This is a genomic window from Muricauda brasiliensis (assembly GCF_003057865.1).
Classification (GTDB): Bacteria; Bacteroidota; Bacteroidia; order Flavobacteriales; family Flavobacteriaceae; genus Flagellimonas; species Flagellimonas chongwuensis.
The window spans coordinates 45718-63744 of the sequence record NZ_QBTW01000019.1; the positions used below are offsets into that span (position 1 = coordinate 45718).

The window sequence follows — 18027 nt, forward strand, 5'->3', positions numbered from 1 at the left end:
AACATCGATAATTAAAAGTTGAAAATTGAAAAGTCTTCATCGAATAATTTGATAATCTTCTCAATAAGGAAATAGAGGATGAACAATAAGCCAATATACGCAATCACTTTTCTTATAGGATGATGATGTTTTATCTCTGAAGCTGTATTCTCTCTATCTATTTTTTCTTTTAATTCAAAAGCCTTTTCAAAATCAATCCTCTTCACATAAAAAAGGGTTGAATCAAAACCCTCTGAGGAGGATTTTAAAAAAGTATCAAATTCTATGTCATTTTCCACAAGCTCTTTTTCAAAAATTTTAGCTGGAAAGGGATGTGTGAATTCTGCAATTTGGACTTTATTGTTCAAAGGATTTGCCTTAAAATTGATTGAAAATATAATCAAATAAAATCTCTGATTGAACAAATATCAAGCCCCAACATCCAAATTCCAAATATTGGAGGACATTGGGGCTTAAAGTTTTTTATTTTTTAATGAAACCTATTTACTTCTATCCAAGTAATCCAAAGCGATTTCCGTCATGGCTTTCACACCCAATTGTAATCCGCTATCATCAATTTTAAAATCGGGAGTGTGATGGGGAAAGTGCTCATCAGGACCTGCATTGGGGTCTTTTCCTCCCAAAACATAAAAGAAACCAGGTATATTTTCTTGGTAGAACGAAAAATCTTCGGCCCCTGTAATGGCCTTGATCAAGTGTACATTTTCTGCTCCAGCCACTTCTTGAAGACTGGGCAATGATGTTGCTGTTAAATCAGGGTCGTTGTACGTGATTGGAACCCCTTTGGCAATTTCCACAGTTGCTTCGGCGCGGTAGGCTTTGGCAATGTTTTCTGCCATTTCTTTCATTCTATCGTTAACTTGTTTTTGCATGTCATAATCCAACGTACGGATGGTTCCGATAAGTTCAGCACTTTCCGGGATGATGTTGTTACGTACCCCACCACTTATCTTACCAACGGTAATTACTGCAGCTTCCTTGGTCAATTCCAATTCCCGACTGATGATGGACTGGTACCCATCCACAATCTTGGATGCCACAAAAATGGGGTCGATACCGCCCCAAGGCTGTGAACCATGGGATTGTTTTCCTTTAACGGTCACAACAAAACGTTGGGCCGCGGCCATAGCACCGCCCGGTTTGTAGGCAATATGACCCACTGGCAAGTAAGAACCTATGTGAAGTCCGTAAATCGCATCCACTTTGGGATTGTCAAGAACCCCCTCTTTGACCATAAGTTCAGCCCCGCCCTCTTCTCCCGGAGGCGCGCCTTCTTCTGCAGGTTGGAATATGAATTTTACGGTACCATGGATTTTGTCCTTGTTCTTGGCCAAGACTTCGGCAGTTCCCATCATAATTGCGATGTGAGTATCGTGTCCACAGGCGTGCATTACTCCAACCTCTTCGCCCAAATACTCGGATTTTGCCACCGATTTAAACGGAAGGTCGTTTCTTTCCGTCACCGGTAGGGCATCAATATCGGCTCTCAAAGCGACCACTTTTCCGGGATGGTCTCCTTTTAAAAGTCCCACAACACCGGTATGCGCAACACCTGTCTGCACTTCGATGCCGAGGGATTTTAGGTGGGCAGCAATCTTTTCCGCTGTTTTAAACTCTCGGTTGCTCAGTTCGGGATGTTGGTGCATGTCGCGTCGCCATTCAATCACTTTTGATTCAACGGCGGCGATGTCCTTTTCCAGTCCATGGTCTTGGGCATAAATGGATAAACTTGCGGTACAAAGTGCAAGTGCTAAAATGTGCTTCATAAAATAATTGTGTTGAGTTAGTTTATAGTTTGATCGGGCGGTAGCCTTGGTTTTGCAATTGAATATTGGCCGTCATAGCGGAGAGCGCGATTTTTACGCCGGGAATCAAATCTTCTTTTGGGAGATCCCTTGTTTTGGACGATTGTCCGCACATGATTATTTCTACACCTGCGGATAAGAGTTTTTCTACCAGTTCTCGATTTGGATTTTCAACCTTATATCGGGCTTTATGTGCATCATCGGACAGTAAATTCCTTGCTGCTGTGCCATGTACTATCAATGCCGCCTTTATTTGTGAGGAGGGAATCCCACTTTGGGCATGCATATTCAAAAAACGGGCAACGGTATTGATGTTCCGGTTGATTTCGGTATCGGACTCGGGTCCATCCTTAACATCGAAAACGACTTTGAAATCTTGTGATTTGTCAGTTTCAAAATCAGGATTGTTGATTTCCCATACGGCACCGTAACCGTCGATTACAGGACCTGTTTTTGTGGTTTGGGAAAATCCATAAAAAGAAAGAAAAACTAGAAGAAATTGGGATAAACGTTGAAAATTCATCAGCTAATAGGGTTGAGGGTCTAAATATATTTAAAATTCAATCCAAATCCGAAAACGATGTTTATAAAAATTGACAGCTTGATTTTAGCAAAAGATCATTATTGGCTAATTTCACGCCTACTTTTAAAAGCTTCTGGCCCTTGAGTAATTTTATAGATGAATTGAATGATGCGCAGCGCGCTCCCGTGCTGCACAAGGATGGACCTCTAATGGTAATTGCCGGTGCTGGCTCTGGAAAGACCCGTGTGCTTACGTACAGAATCGCCCATTTGATGGAACAGGGCGTGGATTCCTTTAATATTCTGGCGTTGACCTTTACCAATAAGGCGGCACGTGAGATGAAGAAGCGTATTGCCACCATCGTGGGGAATTCGGAGGCCAAAAACCTATGGATGGGTACGTTCCACTCCGTTTTTGCCAAATTGCTCCGTTTTGATGGTGACAAACTGGGCTATCCGAGCAATTTTACCATTTATGACACCCAAGACTCACAACGCTTGATCGCAGCCATTATCAAGGAAATGGGGCTTGATAAAGATGTCTACAAGTACAAGCAGGTCCAGAATCGCATTTCATCCTACAAGAACAGCTTGATTACGGTGAAAGCATACTTTCAAAATCCTGAATTAATGGAAGCCGATGCCATGGCAAAGCGTCCACGTTTGGGAGAAATCTATCAGAATTATGTGGACAGATGCTTTAAGGCGGGTGCCATGGATTTTGATGATTTGTTGCTAAGGACGAATGAACTATTGACCCGGTTTCCTGAGGTGTTGATGAAATACCAAGATCGTTTCCGTTATATTTTGGTGGATGAGTACCAGGATACCAACCACTCGCAATATTTAATTGTAAAGGCGCTTTCCGACCGTTACCAAAATATTTGTGTGGTAGGCGACGATGCGCAGAGTATTTATTCGTTCCGTGGGGCGAACATCAGTAATATTCTCAACTTTCAACGGGATTATGACGACGTGGCCGTGTATCGATTGGAACAGAATTACCGTTCCACCAAGAATATTGTAAACGCAGCAAACTCCATCATTGCAAACAATAAAAATCAGTTGGAGAAGAATGTGTGGACCTCGAATGACGATGGTGGGCTCATAAAAATCCACCGAAGCGTTACCGATGCCGAGGAAGGCCGATATGTAGCAGGTTCAATTTTCGAGAACAAGATGCAAAATCAAATGCAGAATGGGGAGTTTGCCGTTTTGTACCGGACCAATTCACAATCACGAGCCATTGAGGATGCACTCCGCAAAAGGGATATTCCCTACCGGATTTATGGAGGATTGTCCTTCTATCAACGGAAAGAGATTAAGGATGTACTCGCTTATCTGAGGTTGGTCATCAATCCAAAAGATGAGGAGGCCTTGAAACGGGTGATCAACTTCCCCACGCGTGGAATAGGACAGACCACAATAGACAAACTAGTGGTCGCAGCCAACCATTATGGACGTTCCATTTATGAGGTGATGGACAATTTGGACCGGTTGAATCTAAACATCAATGCAGGTACCAAACGTAAATTGGCGGATTTTGTCACTATGATCAAGAGCTTTCAAATTATGAACGAAGGCTCCGATGCTTTTGTATTGGCCGAGCATGTGGCCAAAAAAACGGGTCTCCTGCTAGAATTCAAAAAAGATGGCACTCCAGAGGGAATCGCCAAAATGGAGAATATCGAGGAACTTTTGAACGGTATCAAGGATTTTGTGGAGGGCCAAAAAGAAATTGCAGATGCCACAGGAAGTTTGACCGAATTTTTGGAGGATGTAGCCCTTGCCACCGATATGGACAAGGATATTGAGGATGACGACAGAGTGGCCCTTATGACCATTCACCTGGCCAAAGGTCTGGAATTCCCCTATGTATATATTGTGGGAATGGAGGAAGATTTGTTTCCGTCAGCCATGAGTATGAACACTAGGAGCGAGCTGGAAGAAGAACGACGATTGTTTTATGTGGCACTCACGAGGGCAGAGAAACAGGCATTCCTAACCTATACCCAAAACCGTTATCGTTGGGGAAAATTGATCGATGCCGAACCTAGTCGTTTTTTGGAAGAGATTGAGGAAAAGTATGTCGAGAACCTAACGCCTGTCAATGATGGTTACCGATATAAATCAACAATAGATAAGAATATTTTCGGTGAGGTGGACAAGAGCAAGCTGCGTCAGGTAAAGCCATCGAACGGAACACCTCCCAGTGTTCAGGGCCCAAATGAAAACCAATTGCGCAAGCTGCGCAAACTAAAACCCGAGATATCTTCTCCGGCCCAAGCGCAGGACCTGGACCCTGGTTTGGTAACGGGAGCACGCGTCAACCATACCCGTTTTGGCAGGGGAAAAATTCTAAATATCGAAGGAGTCGGCAACGATAGAAAAGCGGAAATACATTTTGACCAGGGTGGCATAAAAAAACTATTGCTGCGCTTTGCCAAACTTGAGGTTTTGGACAATGCCTAATACAAATTTTCACTTTCTCACAATTTAACCTTAGCTGGTTTAGTTATTTTCTAATTAATTTTTGGGAGTAGGCTGCAATGGGTAAAAATGCTTAAATTCAGAGCTAGTATTTTGAATTCTAAGACCAAACCAACCAACCTCCCCCTATGAAGAATCTCTTTCTTAAACCTGTTTTTTTAGCAGTCGCCATTCTTGTTGTCACGATTTTTGGAGTGGCCGGCTATCACTACGCAATTGGATACCCCGCATGGGTGACCATGGCTGCCGGAATACTGATAGGCATAGTACTGATTATTGTATTAAAATTATTGCTCACTTTGCTTTTTCCACTGGGCAGGAAAATCCCATTGCCCATTGCAACTACAATCTTGGGAGGGTTTTTGGCACTCTACATTATGCGGATGTATGCTTTCAGGTGGCCATCCGTATTGTTTTATACGCTCGCTTTATTCGGTTTTATCTGCTTGGTATTGATTGTTTTCGGTATTTGGCAAATCTTGAAAAATAAAAATATCGCAAGGGGAGGTGTTCTAATACTTATTGGTATTGTGCTGATTGTCCTTGGGCTATATGGATTCAATGCCCTGGATGGCGACCCATATTTGGAAGAATCAACATCCGAAGAGAACATATCCGTAACTACTTTGGGCAAATTGGGTATTGCAGACCCTTCTGAAAAGGGAAATTTTGATATTGAAGTTTTTACCTATGGTAGTGGAACCGATGAGAAAAGACCGGAATACGCCGAAGGTGTTAGGATTAAGACATCAACTGTTGATGCATCACTGTTACTACCGGAATGGAAGGGCAAAAAGAAAAAGTGGCGCGAAAAATATTGGGGCTTTGGGGTGGATGGTTTTCCTTTGAATGCCCATGTGTATATGCCCAAGGGCAAGGGGCCCTTTCCAATGGTAATGATGGTGCATGGTAACCACAGTATGCTCGATTATTCCGATGGAGGTTATGCCTATCTCGGAGAGCTTTTGGCCAGCCGAGGTATTATTGGGGTCTCAGTGGATGAAAACTTCATTAACGGACATTGGTCCGGTGATTTTATGGGCAAGGAGATGCCAACTCGTGGTTGGTTGCTGCTCAAACATCTGGAACAATGGAGAAATTGGAACAATGATGAGAGTTCTGAATTGGCGGGAAAGGCAGATTTGGAAAATGTAATCTTAATGGGGCATTCCAGAGGAGGTGAAGCCGTATCCATTGCGGCAGCTTTTAATAAATTAGAGAGGTTTCCCGATAATGGTAATGAAAAGTTCGACTTTGATTTTGGGATTAAAGGTATTATCACAGTAGCACCCACAGATTATAGGTACAATCGTGAGATTAGTTTAAAAGATATCAACTATTTGAGCATTCAAGGAGCATCAGATGCTGATGAAACAAGTTTTTGGGGAATGCGTCCGTATCACAGATTAACGTTCTCCGATGGTTTTGATGGCTTTAAAACTGGCTTATATATGAACCATGCCAATCATGGTCAATTTAATTCATCGTGGGGCCGTTCGGATTTTGGCGCTCCAATGAAATGGTTGCTCAATCTTGAGCCGTTGGTCACAGGAGAGGAGCAACGGCAAGTGGCCAAGGTTTATGTGAGTGCATTTGCAGAGAGTGTGTTCAAAAAGGATAAGGATTATCTGCCTATGTTCAAAAACGTGGATTTGGCGCATGATTGGTTGCCCAAAGAAACTTATAGAAGTCAATACAGCGATGTAAGCAAGCAAGTGCTGGTTGATTTTGAAGGGGATTTGGATTTGAACAGTGCGTCTGACAGTATAACATTGGCTGCCAAAAACTTCAAAATCTGGAGAGAAACCGAATTGATGTCCAGAGACGGCGGGAGCCAGCAAAACAATACTTTGGTCTTGGGTTGGCAGCATGGTAAGAACGTACAAAAGGACTCCCTTCCGATATACAGTATTATGTTGCCCGATACTTTGAGGAATTTCAGTATAGCCGATACTTTGGCTTTATCCATGGCCATGGGCGATATCTCAGAATTGGAATTAAAGGATAAGGATAAGAAAGAGGATGTGCCAACATTTGGTTTCAATTTTAGTGTGATGCTGAAGGATAGTACCGGAAACACTTCATCGGTGGCAGTATCGGATTACAATGCTTTACCGGGAGTAATCAAAACCAAGTTTACCAAGTTTGATTTTTTTGACAAAACCATGATAGGAAAAAACGCTGAAGACCAATTAAAAAGCTGCTATCTGCCTATTTCATCTTTTTTGAAAAAGAATGATAGCCTAAATCTGGATAAAATTAAAAGCATTCATATGGTTTTTGATAAGGACACTTTGGGCGTGGTTATTTTGGATGATATAGGGTTCTATCTTGACAAGTAGGTTTTACGGTACGCTATAAATAGACTTCAATTTGCTGAATATGTAGATTGATGGTGGCCATCAATCTATGTACCATCCTCACGTTCAATAAGTATTATCTTTGTAGTTGTTCTTTTGAAATGGGTATAACTTTTTTTGATGACTTATGGCAGAATTGATAAAATTATATGAGGAAAACCCTAATCCAAAGCAGGTTCAACAGGTAGTTGACGTGCTTAGGAAAGGTGGCCTGGTAATTTATCCCACCGATACCGTATATGGTCTTGGGTGCGATATTACCAATTCAAAAGCATTGCAACGCATTGCCCGTATAAAGGGAGTTAAGTTGGAAAAGGCCAATTGGTCGTTTATCTGTGCCGATTTGAGCAATCTTTCGGATTATGTTCGCCAAATAGATAGCCCTACATTCAAGATTCTTAAAAGAACCTTGCCAGGCCCCTATACTTTTATCCTGCCGGGGAATAATAATTTACCAAAGGACTTTAAGAAAAAGAAAACGGTGGGTATTCGTGTGCCCGATAATTCGATTGCCCGTGCCTTAGTAACAGGATTGGGACACCCTATTGTTTCTACATCTATCCGTGATGAAGATGATATTTTGGAATACACCACCGACCCTGAACTAATTTTTGAAAAATGGGAGAACTTGGTGGATATTGTAATCGATGGGGGGTATGGGGATAATGTTGCTTCCACCGTAATAGACTTATCGGGTGATGAACCGATAGTGATTCGGGAAGGCAAGGGAAGCCTTGAGATATATTAATAAAAAAAGCGGCCTATTTGGCCGCTTTCTTATTCTATAAGCTAAAGCTTATTTCTTATTTTCCAGAACCACCGATTGCTGGGTCTTTCATTCCTTCTTCGATCATGCTATAGAACTGATCGATTTTTGGAAGTACAACAATTCGTGTTCTTCTGTTTTTAGCTCTGTTTGCAGAAGTATCGTTACCTACTAGTGGTACGTAGTAGCTACGTCCGGCAGCGGTCATTCTTGCAGGGTCTACACCAAAATCATCTTGTAGTATTCTAACAACGGATGTTGCTCTTTTAGCACTCAAATCCCAGTTGTCAAGTAGAACACCGCTTCTATAAGGTACATTATCAGTGTGACCTTCTACCATAAATTCAAAATCAGGCTTGTTGTTCACTACTTTGGCTACTTTACCAAGTACTTCCTTAGCAGCGTTGGTTACGTTGTAGCTACCACTTCTAAACAATAGTTTGTCAGAGATAGAAACGAATACAACACCTTTTTCAACACTGATTTCGATATCTTCATCGTCCAAGTTGCCCAACACACCTTTTAGGCTCTGTACCAAAGAAAGGTTTACAGAATCTCTACGTGTAACGGCATCTTGAAGTTTTCTAATAGTAAGATCTTTTTCTTTAAGGCTTTCCAAAGACTTCTCAAGGTTTTCTGCGCCTTTTGTGGTAAGCGTAGTCAAGTTGCCCATATTGTTGATGAGTTCTTGGTTGTTCGCTTTAAGGAATGCATTTTGGTCTTCGAGAGTTTTCAACCTAGAGTCAGCGGTTGCTTTATCTTCCAAACAATCGTTCAATTTAACGGTTGCGGAATTTAATAGGTCTTGCGTTTCTTTGTGCTTGGCCTCCAATTCGGCATATTTCTTTTGCGATACGCAAGAGGATAATAGAATCGTCATTGCCAATGTTCCTAGAAAAACTTTTTTCATAGTTCAGATTATAATTTAAGGATTGTTAGATATATCAAATGTTAAAAAACTACACCAAAATTAGATAAAAAGCAAGGTACCTATATTTCGGCTTCGTTAATCTTTTACTAAAATGTTAAAATTCTCTACTTGATGTACGAAGTAGGACCATACTATGGATGTCGTAATATGGTATTTTAATATAAAATTAGCTTTTTCGCGCTTTCTGTACATTTTTATAAAGTTAGCATAAAAGCTAAGATGAGCCCTCAAGATAGCGAAGCAGTGGTCGAATTTTAATTGGAAAACAAAACGTAATGCTGCCAAGGCGTCTAAGACCAATCGCGCAAATACCAGCGGGATTGCTTTTTTTCTGGGAAGATTTTTTGTGATGGAGTACAGCGAGTTCCTAAAGTTGAGAAATGTTTTCTTCGGGTTCATATTGGAAAGGGTGCTACCGCCCAAGTGATACACGCTACTGTGGCCTACATAATATACTTTATGACCAGCATTTTTTGCGCGCCAACATAAATCTATCTCTTCTTGGTGGGCAAAGTAGTCCTCGTCAAACCCTCCTAATTTCTGAAACACGTCACTTTTAATGAACATACAGGCGCCCGTGGCCCAGAACACTTCTTTGATGTCATTGTATTGGCCTTCGTCCTTTTCAATGGTTTGGAAAATGCGACCCCTGCAAAACGGGTACCCGAACATATCAATGAATCCACCTGCTGCACCAGCATATTCAAAGCGGTCTTTTTGGATTAGGTCCAAAATTTTTGGTTGAATAATGGATGCTTCGGGAATCGACTTAAAAGTATTTTTGATAGGCTCCAACCAATTAGGAGTTACTTCCACGTCAGAATTCAATAAACAGAAAACATCTGCTTTAATATGTTCAAGGCCATCGTTGTATCCTTTGGCAAAACCACCATTAGAGCTGTTTTGAATTATTCCGATGCTAGGGTAGTGCTGTTGTAAGAAATCAACCGATCCGTCGGTGCTGGCATTGTCCACCACATATATATCGGCTCCATCCGAATGCTTCATAACAGAAGGCAGGAACCTTTCGAGCAAGGCTTCTCCATTCCAGTTGAGTATGACGACGGCGATTTTCAAAACGGAGGCAAATTAACGGCTAAAATCAGGAATATCCTTCAAAAACGCATACTTTTCATTCTCATGATCCATTTTGCAATAATAATGATCTAGACCATTGGTCACCATTAAGTATTCAGCCTTCAACTCGTAGTTGTAACGGGCTATTTGGTCAAAAGTATCTTGAGTGATGTTTACATCGGGACCTTTGCACTCGATGAGAAGATAAATAGAGCCATCAGGTTTAAATAGGACAACATCGTATCGTTTTTTTAAATCGTTGACCGTCAACTGTTTTTCAACATTGATCAAGCTTTTAGGATAATTTTTGGTAAAGACCAAATATCTGAGCACGTGCTGGCGAACCCATTCTTCCGGTTGGAGGACTACAAATTTTTTACGTAGCCCATCAAAAATGTACTGCCTATTTTGGCTATTTTTGATTCGAAACGAATAGGGTGGAAAATTCAAATCTTGCATTCTACAAAACTGGTGATATAATTTGAATGGACAAAGTAAAGGAGATTGTGTCGGAAATCAACAAGGGAAATCCAAAACCTATATATTTTTTAATGGGGGAGGAGCCCTATTATATTGATAGGATTTCTCAATATATTGCCGAAAATGTACTTACGGAAGATGAAAAAGGTTTTAATCAGATGGTGCTTTATGGCAAGGATACCACTGTTGATGATATAGTTGCCAATGCCAAGCGATTTCCTATGATGGCTCAGTACCAAGTGGTTATTGTAAAGGAAGCCCAACATTTGTCAAGAACTATCGAAAACCTTGTTCCGTACGCCGAAAACCCACAACCGACCACAATTTTGGTACTTTGTTATAAGTACAAGAAGCTTGATAAGCGTAAAAAACTATATAAGGCCGTCAACAAAAGTGGTGAGTTGTTCGAAAGTAAAAAACTGTATGATAATCAAGTGGCAGATTGGATTCGAAGGACCTTGGCGAGTAAAAAGTACAAGATTTCCCCCAAATCTTGTATCATGTTGGTGGAATATCTTGGAACCGATTTGAGCAAAATCAGCAACGAACTTGATAAATTGACATTGATTGTCCCACCTACCACGGAAATAAGCCCCGAACTGATCGAAGAGCATATCGGTATAAGCAAAGACTTCAATAATTTTGAGCTGAAAAAGGCAATAGGGGAGCGGGACGTTAAAAAGGCATCACGAATCATCGATTATTTCGCACAGAACCCAAAAGACAATCCCTTTGTGGTTACGGTTACTCTTCTGAACACCTTTTTTACCCAACTTTTACAGTATCATGGACTCAAGGACCATTCTCCGGGAAATGTGGCCAAGGTACTTGGAGTCAACCCCTATTTTGTGAACGAGTATGTAGTGGCCGCAAAAAATTATCCCATGAAAAGAGTGAGCGGCATTATTTCCAGCTTAAGGAATTTAGATCTAAAAGGAAAAGGAGTAGGTGCCAGCAATATGGGACAGGCTGATTTGCTGAAAGAACTACTCTCCGAAATAATCTAAAGGTTATTTTTTATCCACACTGTACTTGCCCGGGCCCAATAGCATTATAATTACAAAAAAGGCAAGATAAAGCAATGGTAACTCTTTTCTTCCAAAAGGATCAGCACCATGGGCGATAAAAGCTGCAACGAACATAGTAATGGCTGCAGGTATTGCGGCCCAACGGGTTTTAAACCCGATAATCATTAATAGGGGGCAGATAAATTCACCAACAACGGCTAAAAACAATGAGGGAGCTTGGCCTATCCCAAAAGGATCAGCAAATTCCGTGTTGCCATTGATAAGTTTCATAAGTTTTGGATAACCATGAGTAAGCATAAATGCTGATGGAACTATCCTTAATAATGCCAGACCCAGGTGTATCAAAGTATTGTTTTTCATGTGGGGAAAATTAATGCACGTGAAAATATAAATTATGTTTTAAAAAACGTAACATTAATTGACGAAAAGTGCTTTTGAATTGACTTATGAGAAATACTAACGTAAAGATGGATATGATTTTGGGTCCGATTCGTGCATAATCTGATATACCTTCTCAAAAATATCTTCGGCATTGGGCTTGGAAAAATAGTCCCCATCAGAAGCATAAGCCGGCCTATGCTCCTTGGCCGATAAAGTTTGGGGTGCACTGTCCAAATATTTATAGCCACCTTGCTTTTCGACCACTTCTTGCATCAAATAGGCCGAACACCCTCCTGGAACATCTTCATCAATCACCAAAAAGCGATTGGTTTTCTGAAGACTTTTCACCACGTCATGGTCTAAATCAAATGGTAGAAGTGACTGTGCGTCGATAACCTCTGCATCAATGCCTACTTCCAATAAATCGTTTGCTACTTTTTCCACAATACGAAGTGTGGAACCGTATGATAGGAGTGTAATATCCGTTCCTTCTTTAAGGGTTTCTACCTTGCCAATTGGTGTGCAGAACTCTCCTAGATTAGCGGGTTTTTGTTCTTTTAGGCGATACCCGTTAAGGCTTTCTATGACCAAAGCGGGCTCGTCACTTTTCATAAGTGTATTGTAAAAACCTGCTGCTTGAGTCATATTTCTGGGTACTAAAATGTACATTCCTCTTAATAAATGCACCAATCCTCCCATAGGGGATCCAGAGTGCCATATTCCTTCCAAACGGTGCCCGCGTGTACGGACGATGAGCGGAGCCTTTTGTTTACCCACGGTCCGGTACATCAAAGTGGCCAAATCATCACTCAATGTTTGGATGGCATAAAGGATATAATCCAGATATTGTATTTCAGCAATGGGCCTTAAACCACGGAGGGCCATACCGATTCCTTGACCTATGATAGATGTTTCACGAATTCCTGTATCGGCAATCCTTAGTTCGCCATACTTCTTTTGAAGGCCCTCAAGTCCTTGGTTAACATCACCAATATTTCCAGTGTCCTCACCAAAAATAAGTGCCTCAGGATATTTGGAGAAAAGAGCGTCAAAATTGTCCCTCAAAATGATTCTTCCGTCGACTTCCTCGGTTTTTTCAGGATAAGAAGGTGCTACGGACTCTATTTTTGTGGCCTTATTGTCAAGTTCGTTATAGAGGTGCGAACTGTAATGAGGTTCGTTGGACTTTAAAAAATTATCTATCCACTGCTGGAGCTGCTTTTTTTCCGGGGTGGATTCACCTAAAAGGTAACGAAGTGCTTGTCTGGATTTTGATGCTAAATCTTTCTTTAGAGGTTCTTCAGTAGCAATTAGATCATTTTTTAATTTATTGATGAACGCTTTGTTGGGACTTTGTGCGGACACTTTTTCCAATAGTTGCACCAATTCCTTTTTTGCGATCAATTGTGGCTTTAAGAACTCGGACCAAGCTTCTTTTTTGGCGGAACGTACTTTGTGCTTTATCTCGCGTTCTACCTTTTTAAGCTCTTCTTCTGTGCTTATGCCATTTTCTATGATCCACTCTCTAAAACGTTTGTTGCAATCATTTTTGCGTTCCCATTCCAGCCTTTCTGTGGATTTGTACCTTTCGTGCGATCCGGATGTCGAGTGACCTTGAGGCTGGGTCAATTCTGTTACATGGACCAATACGGGCACATGGCCTTCGCGTGCAATGTCAGATGCATTTTCAAAGGCATGTATCAGCGCTGTATAATCCCATCCCTTTACTTTTAAGATTTCAAAGCCATCATGTGTTTCATCCCGTTGTAATCCGCTCAACGCTTCGGAGATATCACCTTTGGTGGTATGGAATTCGGAGGGTACCGAGATTCCATATTCGTCATCCCAGATGCTTATTACCATGGGTACCTGCATTACCCCGGCTGCATTCAGGGTTTCAAAAAAATGACCTTCGCTTGTGCTTGCGTTGCCAATGGTCCCCCATGCTACTTCGTTCCCGTTTTTGGAAAAATTGGATTGGTCGATTCCCTCGACATGTCTATATATTTTTGAGGCTTGTGCCAAACCGAGCAAACGGGGCATTTGGCCTGCGGTGCAGGAAATATCGGCACTACTGTTCTTTTGTTCGGTCAGGTTTTTCCATGTTCCATCTTCATTTAGGCTGTGGGTCACAAAATGACCGCCCATTTGCCTTCCGGCACTCATGGGTTCCTTCTCCAAGTCCGTTGTGGCATAAAGTCCATGAAAAAATGCTTTGGGGCTTAAGTGACCCAACGCCATCATAAAGGTTTGGTCACGATAGTAACCGCTTCTAAAATCACCATCCTGGAATGCTCTTGCCATAGCAAGTTGAGGAAGCTCTTTACCGTCTCCGAATATTCCAAACTTGGCTTTTCCCGAAAGTACTTCGCGACGTCCCAATAGACTACATTCCCTACTCATAACGGCGGTCTCGTAATCTTGAAGAATTTGAGATTTGAAATCGTCAAAAGAGATGTCGTTACTTGTACTAGGTTTAGGTTCCATGGATGTTTGAAGATTTATGCAAAACTATTAAAAATACATCAAAATAGCAACATCAAATCTCGTTAATAAAATGAGAATTTATTAAAATAAACCATCAAAAAATAAATATATATTAATTTAGGTTGGTTTATTGGATATTAAATTATTGATTTGATAATCAAAACCACTTTCGAGTAAACAAACCTGTCAAGGTCCTAGGACTAATAGTGACTATAAAGCGAATACGCTCTCCATAGTTGTCTTGAGCTATTTCCCACCCTCGATTGGAGTATACGGGAAAGTAGAGTTCAAAATAGTCCGTCACCAAATTTAAGCGGATACCGGAATCGTATACAAAACGAGGGTCATTGCCTTTGTTTCTTATGAACCCCAAGTCACCATATGCCTCGACCCATCGCCAAATATTGGTACTGGCGTTAGTGGTGGCGATCCAATCGTTTGCAAAGGGATTTTCCAATTTTGACTTAAATCCTCCTTCGGCAATGATGACCTGTTGACTGTACAAGCCGGAATCCTCGGATCTTCCCAGATAGGCAAGGTCGAACATATAATCGGTGGGCCTGTCCAACGCGAAACTGAAGAAATTGGATTCCGTGTCGTTTCTTAGAAATTTACCTGCATAAAAGCGTAGATTGAACTGCCTGTTGCTCTGGAAAAGCTTTCGGTATTCGAACTCAAAGGCAAGCTTAGTGAATTCACTGGAGTGTTGGGCATCTACAGACCAAAGAGAGTAGTTAAGAATGTTGTTGTCCACATCTGTATATCGCGCATTAAGGACCCCGTAGTCTGGGTCGGTATCCAACTCCCCAACAAGGCTCTCGTCTATGTTCCGGTAAACACTGCGATAACGAAAAAGAAGGTTTTGTCTCCGGTTAGAACGTAGGTCATTGGGGCGCCACCCAAAACTTACGGCCGGCGTAATCGTAGTAAATCGAGAGTTTTCCTGAAAGTGCGACGTGGAAGCCGAAAACGAATAATTGGTGACGTAAAGCCCAGTTTTCTTGTGGTATTTTCTATACCTGAAACCAACTTTTCCTACCATTGTTTTCTCCAAAAAGGAATAGGTAGGGGAGATATCGTATTGGAATTGGCGCTCCAAGAAAGTTTTGTTGTACAATCGTAAACCAGGCGTAATACCATCATAAAGGTTGAAGTTTGCAATTGGTACATAAAAAACTTGATTGTAATATGGGTCTTCCGTATCCTTGAAAAACTGGAACTTTAGTTTTTTGTTACTGGATAACCATCCGTTGAGGGTCTTCCAGTTGTCCCTTTGATTAAACTCAGGGATTTTTTGATCGTAGTTGAGCACTAGTCGATCCTCACTTTGGCGAGGAATGGTAAAGCTTTTAGTGCTATCTATCTCCGAAAACCAATATTGGGAAACCACAGAATCATTTTCCAGCCCAAAAACAGATATGGGAACATTGGTACCCCTTTTATTTTTCAAAGTAAAAGTGATGGAGTCTTCCGTCTTCTGGATTTTTTTGATCTTGAAATCTATTTTTTTGTCAGTAGACACATATTCATCAAAAAACCAGTTGACATCTTTGTCTGCATATTTTTCAATGGTTGCTCTAAAATCCGAAGCACTTACATTTTGCTTCTGTTTGTAATTTTTATAGAAGTCAAGCACGGTGCTATCGATTTCCTTTTTACCCAAATAAGCGGATAAATATGACATTCCAAGCCCAGCTTTATAGCCGTTGGCGATTTTTTCGTTGAACTTGATCAATGAATCGTTGGAGGTGGTCAGTGCTTGGTCAATGTTTTTTCGAGCGGACAGCATACTGAACAGTGAGTACTGTTCATTAAAGTCCATTTGTGCCAAATGGAAGTTTTTAAGGCCCCAAATTCTTGAAAGTTTTCCAATCAATTTTTGATCAGGGTAGTGTTCCTCCACAAATTTTATCATGAGGTAATACCCGATGGCATCGTTTACCCATCGTTCTTTTCTTGGGTTCAGATATAATGATTCCTTCAAGTAATTTCGGATGGCCGTTTTTAGGAATTTCATTTCAAATTGAAATTGCTCTTCGTATGGCCTGATAAAAGATGGAAGTTGACTGATTCCGTAGAGTGGAGACCTATTGTAGTCAAATTCACTTACCAAAAGATTATCGTGCGGGTATTCACCCATATTCTCATAAAGAAACTGTGAAATCTTGTTTATGGATATGCCCTGGGCTATTTCCTCATATTTATTGGATTCAATATCTGTGGTTATGGTAACGTAGCTGGTTATGTGCTTGGTGAATCTTTCGTCAATAGTAAGTATGATTTCACAACTTTTTCGTTTGTCGCCAATGAGTTGCACGTGTTGTCCTTCTGGAAAATTGGAAATACTGGACATACGATAATTGGAGGCAACATATAGCAGGTTCGGAAAAGTAAAGTTGATACGGGTATCGGTGAGGTCGGTGTACAGATCGTCAAGGTTCATATTATCGTACAGCTCCCAGTCTCCATTTGTAAAAACCGCAGGGGTAAGGTACCAATCCTTTAAATTATACCCGTTGCCCGTATGCCCATATCCAGTAAACTTGGCTTCCGGCAATTTAATGGTGTAGGTGAAAAACAGCTTAACAGACTCTCCGGGTTTAAGAATTTCATTCAGGTTAACGGCAATGATATCCGTATTGCCGCGCCGTTTCCAGTCCAAACCTGCGTAGTTGTTGTCCACAATGGACTTAATCGTGGTTTGTCCTCGCTCCCTGTCCTTTGCCAAGTGCAGGCTCCTATTGAATTCTTCACCAAACCTTTTGGCCAAGGCAGTATTTTTATTAGAGTAGGCATGGTTCCAGTCGTTGAAGTACAACGTGGAGAGCCCCTTTTGGGACTGATTCACATAGGTGAAGTGTTGTCGTATACGAATTTGATTGGTGGGCCCATCGAGTGTAGCCACAATCTCATTTCGGTGTTGCGACCAAAGTTTGGGGCACACCAGAATGATAAGCAGCGAAACGCTAAGTAAAGCTCGATGGATAATCAATGTAGTAGGATTAAAAATTTGGACTCAATGTTCTGCCCTTATAAAAGGCGTCTATAATCTCAACAACTTCATCTTCGGTGTCCACCAATTTGATCAAATCAAGGTCTTTTGGACTAATGTTACCGGCTTCGACCAAAGTATTTTTGATCCAATCCATCAATCCCTTCCAGAATTCGGTACCAACAAGTATAATAGGAAATGTATGTATTTTATGAGTTTGAATCAAGGTGAGCGCCTCAAAGAACTCATCCAATGTTCCGAATCCTCCAGGCATTACCACAAAACCTTGAGAATACTTCACAAACATTACTTTTCGTACAAAAAAGTAATCGAAATCAAGACTTTTATCATCGTCGATATAAGGATTGTCATGCTGCTCAAATGGCAGGTCTATGTTCAATCCAACAGAGGTTCCTCCAGCTAAACTAGCTCCTTTGTTACCGGCTTCCATGATTCCGGGACCTCCTCCGGTGATGACACCATAGCCGGCCTCGGCAATTTTTTGGGAGATTTTTACGGCCAAATCGTAATATTGATGTCCTTCACGAACCCGTGCCGACCCAAAGATGGAGACACAAGGTCCTATTCTGCTCATTTTTTCAAATCCATTGACAAACTCGCCCATAATTTTGAATATGGCCCATGAATCGTTTGTCTTTATTTCATTCCATCCCTTGGAATGTTGCTCTCTTCGCATATGCATAACTT

The 18027-nt window shown here is 41.3% G+C and carries 14 protein-coding genes; 4 read left to right on the plus strand and 10 right to left on the minus strand.

All coding sequences use genetic code 11. The features are described from left to right. Nucleotides 1-11 precede the first annotated feature (11 nt). From DCK90_RS14935 to DCK90_RS14945, 3 genes are all read right to left on the minus strand, one after another. A complete protein-coding gene (locus tag DCK90_RS14935; protein WP_159075857.1) occupies nt 12-347 on the minus strand; it encodes a hypothetical protein in 336 nt (111 codons plus the stop codon). A gap of 132 nt (nt 348-479) precedes the next feature. Beyond that, entirely contained in the window at nt 480-1766 is a 1287-nt protein-coding gene (locus tag DCK90_RS14940) for an amidohydrolase (RefSeq protein WP_108247014.1), read from the minus strand. A gap of 22 nt (nt 1767-1788) precedes the next feature. Further along, nucleotides 1789-2328 carry a DsrE family protein gene (locus DCK90_RS14945; RefSeq protein ID WP_108247015.1) on the minus strand — a complete coding sequence of 180 codons (540 nt, stop codon included), beginning with the start codon at nt 2326-2328 and terminating at the stop codon, nt 1789-1791. Between the two features lie 140 nt (nt 2329-2468). Between DCK90_RS14945 and DCK90_RS14950 the strand changes: the two genes are divergently transcribed. The 3 genes from DCK90_RS14950 to DCK90_RS14960 all read left to right on the plus strand — a co-directional run bounded on the left by DCK90_RS14950 (nt 2469) and on the right by DCK90_RS14960 (nt 7925). Next, nucleotides 2469-4799: an ATP-dependent helicase gene (locus DCK90_RS14950; protein ID WP_108247016.1), complete on the plus strand. Its 2331-nt coding sequence runs from the start codon at nt 2469-2471 to the stop codon at nt 4797-4799. 146 nt (nt 4800-4945) lie between these two features. Next, nucleotides 4946-7159 carry an alpha/beta hydrolase gene (locus DCK90_RS14955; RefSeq protein ID WP_108247017.1) on the plus strand — a complete coding sequence of 738 codons (2214 nt, stop codon included), beginning with the start codon at nt 4946-4948 and terminating at the stop codon, nt 7157-7159. A 145-nt stretch (nt 7160-7304) separates the two neighbouring features. Further along, nucleotides 7305-7925 carry an L-threonylcarbamoyladenylate synthase gene (locus DCK90_RS14960; RefSeq protein WP_108247018.1) on the plus strand — a complete coding sequence of 207 codons (621 nt, stop codon included), beginning with the start codon at nt 7305-7307 and terminating at the stop codon, nt 7923-7925. A gap of 55 nt (nt 7926-7980) precedes the next feature. On the opposite strand, the gene DCK90_RS14965 is transcribed toward DCK90_RS14960, so the two are convergent. The 3 genes from DCK90_RS14965 to DCK90_RS14975 all read right to left on the minus strand — a co-directional run bounded on the left by DCK90_RS14965 (nt 7981) and on the right by DCK90_RS14975 (nt 10410). Further along, entirely contained in the window at nt 7981-8853 is an 873-nt protein-coding gene (locus DCK90_RS14965) for an OmpA family protein (protein WP_108247019.1), read from the minus strand. 96 nt (nt 8854-8949) lie between these two features. Next, nucleotides 8950-9951: a glycosyltransferase family 2 protein gene (locus DCK90_RS14970; RefSeq protein WP_108247020.1), complete on the minus strand. Its 1002-nt coding sequence runs from the start codon at nt 9949-9951 to the stop codon at nt 8950-8952. Nucleotides 9952-9963: 12 nt separating this feature from the next. Further along, entirely contained in the window at nt 9964-10410 is a 447-nt protein-coding gene (locus DCK90_RS14975) for a type I restriction enzyme HsdR N-terminal domain-containing protein (RefSeq protein ID WP_108247021.1), read from the minus strand. Nucleotides 10411-10436: 26 nt separating this feature from the next. Here DCK90_RS14975 and holA point away from each other — a divergent pair, with 26 nt between their 5' ends. Further along, a complete protein-coding gene (gene holA, locus DCK90_RS14980) occupies nt 10437-11438 on the plus strand; it encodes a DNA polymerase III subunit delta (protein WP_108247022.1) in 1002 nt (333 codons plus the stop codon). 3 nt (nt 11439-11441) lie between these two features. Here holA and DCK90_RS14985 read toward each other — a convergent pair whose 3' ends face one another. From DCK90_RS14985 to DCK90_RS15000, 4 genes are all read right to left on the minus strand, one after another. Further along, complete coding sequence (locus DCK90_RS14985; protein ID WP_108247023.1) at nt 11442-11819, minus strand: DoxX family protein; 378 nt, start codon at nt 11817-11819, stop codon at nt 11442-11444. Nucleotides 11820-11915: 96 nt separating this feature from the next. Further along, the gene (locus tag DCK90_RS14990; RefSeq protein ID WP_108247024.1) at nt 11916-14327 is read right to left on the minus strand and encodes an alpha-ketoacid dehydrogenase subunit alpha/beta; all 2412 of its coding nucleotides are present in this window, start codon (nt 14325-14327) and stop codon (nt 11916-11918) included. Between the two features lie 157 nt (nt 14328-14484). Beyond that, complete coding sequence (locus DCK90_RS14995) at nt 14485-17232, minus strand: gluzincin family metallopeptidase (protein ID WP_234414770.1); 2748 nt, start codon at nt 17230-17232, stop codon at nt 14485-14487. Between the two features lie 97 nt (nt 17233-17329). After that, on the minus strand, nt 17330-18016 hold the full coding sequence (locus tag DCK90_RS15000) for an LOG family protein (protein WP_108247026.1): 687 nt from the start codon (nt 18014-18016) through the stop codon (nt 17330-17332). Nucleotides 18017-18027 lie beyond the last annotated feature (11 nt).